The following is a 13,715-nucleotide window of genomic DNA, read 5'->3' as shown; positions in this document are numbered from 1 at the left end:
TTTTTCCCACATCACATAAGATGTGCTAGCTAATCTGACAGGTGTCAAAATTAGCTTGTGTTTTGATTAAGACACCAGTATTTTATAGAAAAAATGGGTTAACCCAAACGTTAAAGCAAACAATAAGCAGCGATAATTATTATGACAACACAATATCCACACATGTTAGCTCCATTGGACTTGGGGTTTACTACTATTAGAAATCGTGTCCTGATGGGCTCCATGCATACCGGGTTAGAAGAAGAGCACGGTGGCTTTAAAAAGTTAGCGGCGTTTTATGCCGAGCGAGCGAAAGGTGGCGTTGGTTTGATTGTTACTGGCGGTGTTAGCCCTAACACTCGAGGTCGTGTTGCGCCGTTCGGCAGTGAGATGAGCCGTTTCTGGCATGTTAATAAGCACCGAGAAGTAACCGATGCTGTGCATCAACATGGCGGTAAAATTTGTTTGCAACTACTTCATACCGGCCGTTATGCCTATCATCCGTTTAGTGTTGCCCCAAGTGCGATTAAGGCACCAATTAACCCATTTAAACCAAAAGAACTAAGTGTTCGCCAAATTAAAGCGACAATTAAAGACTTTGCAAAAGCATCGAAATTGGCGCAAAAAGCAGGGTACGACGGCGTCGAAATCATGGGCTCTGAAGGTTACTTAATTAACCAGTTTAGCTGTAAGCGCACTAACCACCGTACTGATGAGTGGGGCGGTTCTTTGGAAAATCGCATGCGCTTAGCAGTGGAAACAGTTCGGGCTACTCGCGAAAAAGTCGGCGAGCATTTTATTATTATTTTCCGCCTGTCGATGTTGGATTTAGTTGAAGGCGGTAATGAGTGGCACGAAGTGGTGACTATGGCGAAAGCGATAGAAGCAGCTGGCGCAACTATCATCAATACCGGCATTGGTTGGCATGAAGCGCGTGTACCAACCATCGCTACTTCTGTACCGCGAGCGGCGTTTACTTGGATCACTGAACGCATGAAAAGCGAAGTTAAGATCCCATTGGTTACGACAAACCGCATTAATACGCCGGAAGTGGCAGAGCAAGTGCTTGCAAGTGGTCAGGCAGACATGGTGTCAATGGCGCGGCCATTCTTAGCGGATGCGCACTTTGTGAATAAAGCCGCTGAAGGTAAGCCAGAAGAAATAAATACCTGTATTGGCTGTAATCAGGCGTGTTTAGATCATGTGTTTAAGCAGCAGCGTGCTTCCTGCTTAGTTAACCCCGTCGCTTGCTATGAAACAGAATTAACGTTTGCCAATACTAAGCAGCAAAAGAAAATTGCGGTAGTTGGTGCAGGACCTGCAGGTTTAGCGTTTAGTGTATACGCTTCTGAACGTGGTCATATTGTTGAGCTTTTTGATTCAGCAAGTGAAATTGGCGGTCAGTTTAACTTTGCTAAACAAGTGCCGGGTAAAGAAGAATTTTATGAAACCATTCGTTATTTTGATGTTCAGTTAAAGAAATTTAACGTTAAAGTGCATTTAAATAGCCGACAAACTGCTGAAAGTTTGGCACAAGCAGGCTTTGACGAAGTGGTATTAGCAACGGGTATTAAACCTCGGCAATTAGATATTCCGGGATTGGATAACCCGAAAGTGAAAAGCTATTTACAAGTGTTACGTGATAAAGAGCCAGTTGGTCAACGGGTTGCGGTTATTGGTGCTGGCGGTATTGGCTTTGATGTTTCAATGTTTTTAACCGAAAAAGCGGGTTTAGTGAATAATCTAGATGAGTGGCTACATGAGTGGGGCATTGATAAAAACTATCAAACAGGTGGCGCGTTAACGGTAATGGATGTTCATAAAGCAGAGCGTGAAGTTTTCTTAATGCAACGTAAAACGACGAAAGTCGGGGCTGGCCTTGGCAAAACTACGGGTTGGATCCATCGTGCATCATTAAAGAAAAAAGGTGTTCATATGATGCCTGGCGTGACTTATAAAGCGATTAATGATCAAGGTATAGTGATTGAAACTGGTGGCAAAGAGCAATTAATTGAAGTGGATAACGTGATTATTTGTGCCGGTCAAGAGCCAAATCGCGAGTTGCAACAAGCGCTGGTAGATTTAGGACAGAGTGTGCATTTAATTGGTGGCGCTGATGTGGCCGCAGAATTAGATGCCAAGCGCGCGATTCGTCAAGGGGCGGAGTTAGCGGCACGTATTTAATTGCTGACTTGTATTGTAAAAAAGGCGCCAATTGGCGCCTTTTTCTTGTTTTCATTTTTCTTCACATCGAATTCACATTTGTCGTCTTAAAGTGTCTGAAACAAACTACATTAGTTAGGACATGACGATGAAAAAACACGCTTTAAAAATTTATCAAACAGTAATATTAGCTGCTATTTCTTTTAATGCATTTGCTGCTAGTGCATTGGCTAATAGTGTTGATGCACCTCATGTGGTGATGATACTGAGTAGCTATGGTGAACTGGACGAAAATGGTGAACTTGTAAAGCCAGGGTTTGAGTTTGACGAGCTAAGTAAGGCTTATTTGGTTTTTAAGCAAAATGGGGTAAAAGTTACGTTGGCATCACCTAAAGGTGGTAAGCCGATTGCTGATAAATATGATCAGCAAAAGCCTTATAACCAAGCGTTTACTGAAGATTCGGCGGCGATGCAACAGCTTAGTCATACCATTGCACTGAGTGAGCTTAATGCAAATGATTACGATGGCTTGTTTGTGGTCGGCGGCAAGGGACCTATGTTCGATTTGCATAGTTCGGCGCCGCTACAGACGGTTATTCGTTCAATATATAGTAACAATGGTGTGATTGGAGCGGTATGCCATGGCCCAGCAGCGTTAGTCAATGTGACATTGGCTGATGGTCAATACTTGGTTGCAGGTAAGCGAATCAACGGTTTTACCAATGAGGAAGAAGCGGCATTTGGTAAAAAATGGACGAAACAATTTCCATTCTTATTGGAAGATAAGTTAATTGAACGCGGTGCATCATTTGTTCAAGACGGTTTAATGCTCAATCAAGTAACAATTGATGGTCAATTAATTACCGGACAAAACCCATTTTCAACAGCTGATACAGCAAGAGCAATGGTTAAAGCGTTAGGTCTTGACGTCAGTGAACTACCGCGCTTTAAAGACGATGCTTCAATTTTATTAGTGGAACAATTTTTTGAAGATAAAGACCAAGCTAAAGCAGAGTATTTAGCAAAAAAATCACAATATGATCCGATGTTGCTGGGCATTTCTGGACTTTATCAAGCACAGCATGCACAAACGGCACATCAACTTAAAATCGCTGTTGAATTGATGAAATTGACAATAGCTGATATTAACCACCCCATGCTTTATCAAGCCTTAGTGCAGGCTCAGTTAAAACTTAATGAAACTGATGAAGCCAAAATAACACTTGCTACGGCGCTCAAACATCATGGTCAAGCAGAAGGCCTGTTGGCGTTAAAAGAAAAAGTAAGTGGTTAATGTGAACAGGAACAGTGGTATTAGCAAATATCGAAGTGGTAGCAATTTTTACTTGATTGGGTTCGGTTAGCAGCTGCAGTTTTATCAACAGGAAATTGGTGTTGCGAGCTATAGAGTGGATGGAAAAATTAGCTTAATTTTGGCGATACTGGATTAACCAGCTGATAATGTGCTATCAATTGCCTGCCTTTATTTGAGTAATGCTGGTGACCGCTGATGATGATCCGCTAGCGACAGTGAAACATATCAGATTATAACAGGTGGCTAATATATGTTATCTGTAGTTGTTATCTGAAACTCACTACCAAAAACTACAAGGTTAGTACTAATGAAAGGAAGTTCACAGCTCAAAGTTTTGGTTATTGAAGATAACTTGGCAATAGCCAGAAATATAGCCGATTACTTTGCGATTCAGGGGGAAATGTTGGACTTTGCCTATACCGGTGAGCAAGGCTGTGAACTAGCATTAAGCCAGTATTTTGACTGCATTATTTTAGATATTATGTTACCCGATATAGAAGGATTAGCGGTTTGCCAAACGTTAAGGGCAAAGGCCGACCGACATATCCCTATTATCATGTTAACGGCTAGAGATACATTGAGCGACAAGCTGGCTGGCTTTGCTCAAGGTGCTGATGATTACTTGACCAAGCCGTTTTCGCTGGAAGAGTTATATGCACGTTGCCGCGCATTAACCAATCGCTTCGCCTCACAAAATTCGGCAAGAACGCTGAGTTTAGGTGAAGGAGATAAACACTTAGTATTAAGTTATCAAAGTCAGCAAATCACCCGAGATGATACTTTATTGGTATTGCCGCCTATACAGTTTAATCTGTTAAAAATTTTAATGGAAAGTTACCCAAGAGCAGTGTCGAAAAGTGAACTAGTACAACGTATTTGGGGCGAAGAAGGTACAGACTCAGATGCTTTACGCTCGCATATTTATCAATTGCGAAAGCTGGTGGATAAACCTTTTCCAAGTGCCGTCATTAAAACCATTCATAGTGTTGGACTGGTGCTCGAATTTTAACGAAGAATAAGCAAATCATATGAAAACTAACCAACTTAGACGTCGAATTATCAGTTATTTTGTCTCGATAGTGGTGCTACTGAGCCTATTATTCTCGCTAATAACCTTACTGTTTAGCTATATTATTGAAGACAGCTTTTTCTACCAAATTTTGGCCAATGAAAAGCACCAAGTTAGCGTACAGTTAGCACAAGGAGAAAAGCCGAAGCCACATTTTGATTTTGTGGCATTTCATCGTACAAGAGAGTCTCTACCTAAAATAGTACAAGAATTACTGGCGGAAGAACCAGAACGCATTGAGTTTAGCGGCGAGGCAGGAAAACATTATCATATTGCCTTTTTAGATGAGCAGGTGCGTGATCAGAATATTTTATTGGCAGAAGTTAGCGAGCATCTAGTTGTTCGCAAATTAAAAGGCCAGATTTTTGGATTTACCCTCGTTTTATTGGCTATTGGATTAGTGGTAGCGTTACTGCTGGCTTTCGGGACAGTGCGATTGATTAAAAAGTTGATGAAACCGCTCGATGAGTTAATGGATATCGTCGACAGCAGCCCTGTCGAAAAGTTACCGACCAATTTTGCCGAACAATTTCAGCAAAATGAAATTGGCAAATTTGCTCAAACCTTGGAAGTTGCACTTAAACGTATTAGTGCTTTTGTTAAGCGAGAGCAGCAATTTACCCGCGATATTTCCCACGAGCTAAGAACACCGGTGACGATTAGTCAGGGCGCACTGAGCTTATTGCGCCATACTGAACTCGATAGTCGACAACAGGCATTGGTGGCCAGAATTGCTGATGCTGATCAGCAAATGCAAGCGACGCTAGAAACATTGTTGGCGCTGGCAAGAGAAAAAAGCATCGAGCCCGAACAAACCCATCTTAAATCGGTAGTTGAAACCTGCGTTATCAATAATCATCACTTATTGCAGCAAACAACACTGAATATTGATGTGCCAGATGATGTTTATGTCGCTATGGGCGGCCAAGAGTTACGGTTGGTGATCCAGAATTTGTTGCAAAATGCTGCGTATCATAGTCAAGGTAGCCAAGTGCAAATTAGTTATCAAAACAGCAGGTTGATCATTGCGGATAATGGCTCAGGGTTTGAGATTAATGATCAGGTATTTGATGCTGGCATTCGTGGTCCTAAAAGTAAGGGACAAGGGCTGGGGTTATCGCTGGTTAAGCGTTTGTGTGAAAAGTTTGAGGTAGAGGTCTCACTTAGTAGCACAGAGTATGGAGTAAAAGTGGTATTAGCTTTTTAAAGAAACTAGTTAAGATTATTGTTTAGTTTGTCGCGGTGGCGACAGCACCCGGAGAGGGTATTGTGCGCTACCCTCTCTGGACTCACCTCGCGCTGCTAGAAAAATATTTTCTTCATTAATCTCAATTCATATCGAGCACACGTTCAGACAGTGCATCCATGTACTGCTTCACTTTGTTTTCTTCCATGAAAATAAGTGCTGATGATTTGTGATTAATTCAGCATTTTTCAAAGCAGGTGTAATGCTTCGTTTGTATTGAGAGATGAGTTTCGCTGTATTGCTGTTGTCTACTCTTATCGTCATTCCTGCGTAAGCAGGAATCTCCATTCATTTTTATTTAGATTTAAGCGAAGTAGATTCCGCATCAAGTGCGGAATGACGAGAGCAAAGCTGAAATTTTTGAATTTAAGATTTATACTTTCCAGCTTCAAAAAACAAAAAAGCCAGCGAACTCGCTGGCTTTTACCTTTAACAATGAATAATCAACGATTATTCATCTTCTTCCACTAAGGTCATCAACGACGTGTTACCACCTGATGCCGTGGTATCAATACTTATGGTTTTTTCCGTTAATAAACGCTGAATCAAGTTGTCAAAATATTCAGAGCTGATCACTGGTAAAATCGCCCCTTGACGCTCTGCTAATTTCTCACTGATGTAGTGCTTTCTTGCACAGTAACTATCAACTACCACACCTGATAATGCTGGGTGGGTTAACATTGCAGATAAGTGACATAATTTAGCTACTTGGAAGATATTTTCATCAGCGCCGGTGGCAATGAATTTATCTCGAATCGCGATAGCTTCATCGTAGTACAAGTCAGATACAACAGATACAACCGTATTGCCCGTTGCTAACGCCGTAACAACCGATAAAATCCAGAAGTGGAAGCTTACATTCTTATCAGCGAAACAAATGACGTTACCGCGGTTTTCAAGGTAAAGTACGTTTGATTCACCTGTTGGCCCTGGTAAGATTGTTGGCTTTTTCAATTGCTTTTCAATGCTAATTAATTGCTCACGCGCCGCTTTTAACGTCATATTTAAGTTATCAGCTAAGTCGTCAACAATATCAACATGGGCAATTTTCGCGAGTAACTGGCGAACGTGCGAAATACGAGTATTTAAATCGGTTGAGCGCCACTCTTTTTCCGCAGTGTTTGCTTGGTCCATAAATACCATAGCTTCAGCTTCAGCTTGGCTATCACCTTCTAGTGCCTCTGCTTCTTCTGGTAACACATTAAATTGCTCTTCGTCCGGTGTCGCTTTTTCTTTTACTAAACGGGTTAAATAGTTTGGACCACCAGCTTTCGGACCCGTACCAGACAAGCCACGACCACCAAATGGTTGCACACCTACAATCGCACCAATCATATTACGGTTAACGTAAACATTACCGGCACGAGACAGTTTTGCTAAGTCAAAAGCACGTTGGTTAATTCGGGTATGAATACCCATAGTTAAACCAAAACCTGTGCTGTTCACTTGCTCAATCACTTGTTCAATATCTTCGCCTTTAAAGCGGACGACATGAACGCACGGACCAAATACTTCTTTGGTTAGCACGTTGATGTTGTCAATTTCATAAAGGCGCGGTGCAAAGAAGTAATGTTCATTGCCTGCAACTTCTTCAGCAATTTCACATTGATATAATAGCTTGCCATGCGACTTCATATATTCGGCATGTGCATTTAGCGCATTTAATGCTTTTTGATCAATTACTGGGCCAATATCTGTGCTTAACATTGATGGGTCACCAACGTGCAGCTCAGCTAATGCGCCAATTAGCATGTTAATAACGCCGTCAGCAATGTCTTCTTGTAAGAATAAAACACGTAATGCTGAACAGCGTTGACCAGCTGATTGGAAGCCTGAAGAAATTACGTCATCAACCACTTGCTCTGGCAATGCAGTTGAGTCAACAATCATACAGTTTTGGCCACCAGTTTCGGCAATCAATGGCACTTGGTCACCACCGCGTTCGGCTAGTGTTTGTGAAATACGAGTGCCGGTTTCGGTTGAACCAGTAAACATCACGGTTTGAACGCGAGGATCTGGCACAATCACTTTACCTACTTCACTACCGCGGGCGATAACGAGTTGCACAACGCCTTCTGGTAAACCAACAGACTTCATCAGTTCAATGGTGTATTTAGCAATTAAGCTAGTTTGCTCAGCAGGCTTAGCCAGTACGGTATTACCTGTAGCAATAGCGGCAGCAACTTGGCCTAAGAAAATCGCTAACGGGAAGTTCCATGGGCTGATACATAAAATTACGCCACGCGGCTCTAATCGTTGATCTTCATCAAGGGCAATGGCGCGATCAGCGTAGTAGCGGCAGAAATCAACCGCTTCACGCACTTCATCAATACCGTCTTGGGTAACTTTACCAGCTTCTTTGATACACATGGCGATAAGATCATTCATGTGGCGCTCAAGAATATCGGCAACGCGACATAATAGTGCCGCACGTTCAGCTACTGGTACTTGTGACCACGATTCAAAGGTTTTCTCTGCGGTATCAAGCATTGCCAGCATATCGCTGTCGCTGTGTAACTGGTGATAACCAATAACTTCACTGTGGTTAGCTGGGTTTTTCACCGCTAATACGTCGCTAGGTAACTCGCTTGCATTAAGCAGATTGTTTTCAAACCAGCTATCAAGTGAGGTTTTTAACATTGAAAGTTCATCAATGTCATTTAAATCTACGCCCGCAGAGTTATCTCGACCTTTGCCATTTTTATCGTGATAAAGAGCAATTGGCTTAACAATTTGCTGGTTGTATTTATCTTTTAAGCGTTGAGTTTTTTCAACTGGGTCTTCAAGTAAATATTCTACTGGTTGAGACTCATCAACAATGGCGTTTACAAATGAAGAGTTAGCGCCATTTTCTAATAAACGACGAACTAAATAGGCGAGTAAGTCTTCATGGTGACCGACTGGTGCATAGATACGACATTGAATGTTTTCGCCTGAAACGATTTGATCGTATAACGAATCACCCATACCGTGTAAACACTGGAACTCAAAACCTTCTTTGTCACTACCGGCTAACTCAACAATTGTCGCTGCTGTGTAGGCGTTATGGGTAGCAAACTGCGGATAAATGGTATCGCGGTATTCTAATAACTTGTTTGCACAAGCATGGTATGAAACATCAGTTGATGATTTACGAGTAAATACCGGGAAGTGTTTAAGGCCATCTTTTTGGGTATTTTTAATTTCAGTATCCCAGTACGCACCTTTTACTAAACGTACCATCATCTTGCGATTCACACGTAAGGTAAGTTCGCGTAACCATTCAACGACAAAAATTGCGCGCTTTTGGTAAGCTTGCAGTGCAATACCAAAACCGTTCCAATCGCCTAAGTCTTGATCGCTAAATACCGCTTCAATAATGTCTAATGAAATATCTAAACGTTCTGACTCTTCTGCATCAACAGTTAAGCCAATATTGTATTTTTTCGCCTGTAAACAAAGCGCCTTAAGCTTAGGCACAATTTCATTCATGACGCGATCTTTATGGCTAAACTCGTAGCGCGGGTGAATGGCTGATAATTTTACCGAAATACCAGGCACTCTTCTTGGATCGTTCTTGCCTGATTTAACCGCAATTTCACCGATAGTTTCAATGGCATCTTGATACGACTTTAAGTAGCGCTCAGCATCTTTCATGGTGCGCGCGCCTTCGCCTAGCATATCGTAAGAATACACATAGCCATGCTGTTCTTTAGTGGCAGCACGTTCTGTGGCATCTTGGATAGTTTCACCCATAACAAACTGTTTACCCATGATTTTCATGGCATAGTTCATTGATTTACGAATAACTGGCTCACCAAGGCGACCAATAGTGCGCTTTAATAAACCGAAACTATCTTGGTTGCGTTTGTCGGCGTAATCCACCATAGAGCCAGTAATTAATAAGCCCCAAGATGATGCGTTAACAAAAAGAGAGTCGCTACTACCTAAGTGCGAGCTCCATTTACCTTGAGAAATTTTATCGCGAATTAATTCGTCTTGTGTTTTCTTATCCGGTACACGCAATAGTGCTTCGGCTAAACACATTAATACCACGCCTTCTTCACTTGATAGCGAGTACTCGTTTAATAACGCATCAATCGCACCGTTACCTTCTTGGTCTTGGCGGATTTGTAATACTAATTTACGAGCTCGCTCCCAGGCTCGGCTTCTTGCACTCATATTCACTTCTGCTGCTGGCAGAATGTAATCAACAGCGATGTTTTCATCTATACGATAAAACTCTCTGATCTTCTGCCTAATTGGGCAGTCAGTGATTAATGAACCGTTAAAAAGCATGGTTGAATGTCCAAAGTTAATGTCATAATTGCGCGGCATTGTACTTTAACTGTTGCAGTAGATGTTGGTTTTGTTTGGTAATTTGCAGTATATTCTACGGACTTAATTTTATTACACAGTATAAGGTACTGCAGTAATGGCTGGTCAAAAATCTAGAACACTTGATCGTATTGATTTTACTATTTTGGATGTTCTACAGAACGATGGTCGAATCTCCAATGTCGAACTGGCGAAAAAAGTAAATTTAAGTGCTAGCCCTTGTCTTGACAGGGTGAAGCGTTTGGAAAGCGAAGGTTATATCGAGCGCTACGGGGCTTACCTAAACGCACGTAAACTTAATTTTGGTATGTTAGCGTTTATTCAAGTGACCCTTGATCGCACTACTGCCGATGTATTTAACGATTTCCGTGATGAAGTGGTAAAAATAAAAGAAGTGGCAGAGTGTCACTTAGTAGCTGGCGGGTTTGACTACTTAATTAAAGTTCGTTTTAAAGATATGGATCATTACCGTGAACTCTTAGGAAGCATTATCGAGTTACCAGCTGTGTCTCATACCCATACTTATATGGTAACGGAGCATGTTAAAGACGATCCCGGTATTCCAATCTTGACTTAATTATATACTTTGACATCAATGGATGTTTATTTGATGCGGAAATCATCACTGCTTACTTTTATCTTTTTTACACTCAAGTATTCGCCTGATATAGTCTGCGGCGAATATATAACTTCAAACAATGTACGTATAAATAATGATTAAAAAATTTACTCAATTAACGGCGGCAAGCGTTTTGCTGGTTGCTGGATTAACGGGTTGCAATCAAGCAACTGAATCTCAACAACAAGTGAAAGCTAAGCCAACCGCCGATCAAACTCGCATTCAAGCGCATTTAGAGTTTTTGGCAGACGACAGCTTAAAAGGTCGTGATACTGGCAGTGAAGGTTATCAAGTTGCCGCTAACTATGTAACTTCATATTTTAAGCAATATGGCTTAACGCCAATGGGCGAACATGGCGGCTATGAGCAGCAAGTAACGTTTAGAAAAGCATTTTTACAAGATGACAGCGCATCGCTAACTATTCATAGTGCAAGTGGTGAGCATGCATTAACTTACCCTGATCAATTTATTGTTTCTGGCTCGTCATTAACTACAGAGTCTGATGTTACGGCAGATACGGTATTTGTTGGCTACGGTGTGGTGGACAAAGCGTTTGGTATTGACGATTACGCTGGCCTAGATGTTAAAGGTAAAATCGTTGTGATGTTAACCGGTCGCCCTGATGAATTACCATCAGAAGAAGGTGCTCATATTGGTTCATCTCGTGTAAAAGCGCGCCATGCGGCGCAGCATGGTGCCGTAGGTATGATCACTTTACACACGCCAAAACGTGAAAAAGTACGTAAATATACCGTTTCGGCTAAATATGCCGATGGCCCACGCTTTAGTTGGTTAAATAAAGATGGTATGCCATTTGGCGCTCATCCAGAGCTTAAAGGCAGCGCTTATCTAAATCATGAAGTGGCTGCGCCATTATTTGATGGTGCCGAGCTAAATCTTGAGCAAGTGTTTGCGCTAGATACTGACAATAAAGCGATTAAAGGCTTCCCGCTATCCGCTTCAGTAACCATTGCTAAGCAGTCGCGTCATGAAGAAATTACTAGCCCGAATATTGTGGCAACAATTGAAGGCAGCGATCCAGTGTTGAAAAATGAGTATGTGGTATTTAGTGCTCACCTTGATCACATTGGCGTAAGTGAACATGGCGATGATGAAGATAAAATCAACAATGGTGCATTAGATAACGCATCAGGCGTGTCAATTTTACTAGAAACGGCGCGCATGCTTTCTGGTATGGAAAACAAGCCAAAACGTTCAATTTTATTTGTCGTGGTAACTGGTGAAGAAAAAGGTTTATTAGGCTCAGGCTATTTTGCCAATAATCCAACCGTTCCAGGTATGCAGATGGTGGCCAATGTTAACTTAGATATGCCACTATTATTGTACCCGTTTGCAGATGTTGTCGCCTTTGGTTCAACTCACTCAACATTAGGTCCAATTGTTGAAGCTGCAGCGGCAAAAATAGATGTTTCGTTAAGCCCAGATCCTATGCCAGAACAAGCGCTATTCACTCGTAGTGATCACTACAACTTTGTTAAGGCTGGCATTCCGTCAGTATTTTTAATGACAGGCTTTAAATCAAAAGATCCAGAAATTGATGGTGGGCAGGCATTTAAAGACTTCTTATCTACCCATTATCATAATCATAGTGATCAAATCGACTTACCGATCCGTTATGATGCAGCAGCGTTATTTGCTGAAGTTAACTTAATGATTGGTTTAGAAATTGCGGATAATGCCGAGCGTCCTAAATGGAATGACGGTGATTACTTCGGTAATACTTTCGCCCAGTAATTATTTTCGTTGGGAAATAACTTTCGCTTTACCACTACTAGGCAAAAAAGCTAAGCCAAACAGCTAAGTCAAAAACCGCTAAGTAAAAAGCAAAGCGTTAATTTCTAGAAAATTTACAACCGATAAAGCCGTGAACTTTTATAGTCTCACGGCTTTTTTGGTTAAATTAATTTGAGCTTTAATAGCCGATCCTAATTGCGGGTTAATTTGGTTAGCTTCTTTAAAGTGTAAGTTTATGTTGTTAAAGAAAGGCAGCTTCGGCTGCCTTTTTTGACATAGCCATGTCGATAAAGGCTACACATGCGTAGTTAAAACCCTTATGCTGTAGTTATTGTGCAGGAAATGAAAGTTATATCGATGCAAGCTAAGGAATATGCAATTCAAGCCAATGGGTCATTCGCGTTACCCGATGCGTGCTTTAAGGTCAAAGCGCTGATAGAAGATGAATCTTCAACTGTTGAAGATTTTGCCAATGTTATCAGTATTGATCCGTCAATGACCTCGCGATTATTACAAATTGCCAATAGCGCTATATATAGCTTTCCTGGCGAAATTAGTACGATTTCACGGGCAATCACGATTATTGGCACCCAAGCCATATACAATATGATGTTGGTGGATGTTGCAGCGTCTGCTTTTAAACACTTTTCAAATGATACCATTGACTTAAAACGCTACTGGCGTATGAGTGTATATTGTGGCTTAGCGGCAAAAAACTTGGCGATTACTGCGGGTATTCGCGATATTGAGCGTATTTTTGTGGCAGGGCTTTTACAAAATTTTGGCGAATTAATTGTGGCCAAAGTGTCGCCAGAACTGGCAAAAAAGTGTGAACAATACGATGGTCAACAACTTCCTTGGCAATTGCAGCAGGATACGTTGAATTTCACTTATACCGATGTCTCTGCTGAGCTGTTAAAAATTTGGCAAATTCCAGAGAAAGTGATCATGCCAATTAAGTACTTTAATCAAGCGCATGATATACAAATTAATAAAGATGTGAAGGTAATGTATTTAGCGTCACGCTTGGCCTTGGTTGACAGCCATCCAGCGTTATATAGCTATGAAGATATTGTTGATGAGTCTATTTGTGCGTCATTGAATTTAACCATTGATGAATTGGCATCAGCGGCAGAATTTGCTTACGACGAAGTAGATAATATTTTAAAAATTATGGGGGCTAAATTCTTTAAAAAGCCTGAATAATAAATTCATTTTTAAACAGGCGTTTTAAAATGATACATCATAACG

8 protein-coding genes are annotated in these 13,715 nt (G+C 41.3%); 7 read left to right on the top strand and 1 reads right to left on the bottom strand.

The genetic code is table 11. From position 1 onward, the window contains the following. Positions 1-141: 141 nt before the first annotated feature. The 4 genes from ACOB82_RS14275 (at position 142) to ACOB82_RS14260 (ending at position 5,733) form a co-directional block, all read left to right on the top strand. The gene (locus ACOB82_RS14275) at positions 142-2,163 is read left to right on the top strand and encodes an oxidoreductase (RefSeq protein WP_448213649.1); all 2,022 of its coding nucleotides are present in this window, start codon (positions 142-144) and stop codon (positions 2,161-2,163) included. Between the two features lie 127 nt (positions 2,164-2,290). Continuing rightward, the gene (locus ACOB82_RS14270; protein WP_448213648.1) at positions 2,291-3,436 is read left to right on the top strand and encodes a type 1 glutamine amidotransferase domain-containing protein; all 1,146 of its coding nucleotides are present in this window, start codon (positions 2,291-2,293) and stop codon (positions 3,434-3,436) included. A 328-nt stretch (positions 3,437-3,764) separates the two neighbouring features. Next, positions 3,765-4,466, top strand: coding sequence for a response regulator transcription factor (locus ACOB82_RS14265; RefSeq protein ID WP_448213647.1), 702 nt, complete (start codon positions 3,765-3,767; stop codon positions 4,464-4,466). A 19-nt stretch (positions 4,467-4,485) separates the two neighbouring features. Continuing rightward, entirely contained in the window at positions 4,486-5,733 is a 1,248-nt protein-coding gene (locus ACOB82_RS14260; RefSeq protein ID WP_448213646.1) for a sensor histidine kinase, read from the top strand. Between the two features lie 489 nt (positions 5,734-6,222). On the opposite strand, the gene putA is transcribed toward ACOB82_RS14260, so the two are convergent. Further along, positions 6,223-10,050, bottom strand: coding sequence for a bifunctional proline dehydrogenase/L-glutamate gamma-semialdehyde dehydrogenase PutA (gene putA / locus ACOB82_RS14255; RefSeq protein WP_448213661.1), 3,828 nt, complete (start codon positions 10,048-10,050; stop codon positions 6,223-6,225). A 136-nt stretch (positions 10,051-10,186) separates the two neighbouring features. Here putA and ACOB82_RS14250 point away from each other — a divergent pair, with 136 nt between their 5' ends. The 3 genes from ACOB82_RS14250 to ACOB82_RS14240 all read left to right on the top strand — a co-directional run bounded on the left by ACOB82_RS14250 (position 10,187) and on the right by ACOB82_RS14240 (position 13,670). Beyond that, positions 10,187-10,666 (top strand): winged helix-turn-helix transcriptional regulator, encoded by a 480-nt coding sequence (locus ACOB82_RS14250; protein WP_448213645.1) that lies wholly within the window; start codon positions 10,187-10,189, stop codon positions 10,664-10,666. Positions 10,667-10,802: 136 nt separating this feature from the next. Next, entirely contained in the window at positions 10,803-12,464 is a 1,662-nt protein-coding gene (locus ACOB82_RS14245; protein ID WP_448213644.1) for a M28 family metallopeptidase, read from the top strand. 342 nt (positions 12,465-12,806) lie between these two features. Further along, a complete protein-coding gene (locus ACOB82_RS14240; protein WP_448213643.1) occupies positions 12,807-13,670 on the top strand; it encodes an HDOD domain-containing protein in 864 nt (287 codons plus the stop codon). Positions 13,671-13,715: the final 45 nt, after the last annotated feature.

It is taken from the genome of Colwellia sp. MEBiC06753 (assembly GCF_053470325.1).
The sequence above is the reverse complement of the archived record's forward strand: the minus strand, read 5'-3'. Positions and strand labels throughout refer to the sequence as shown.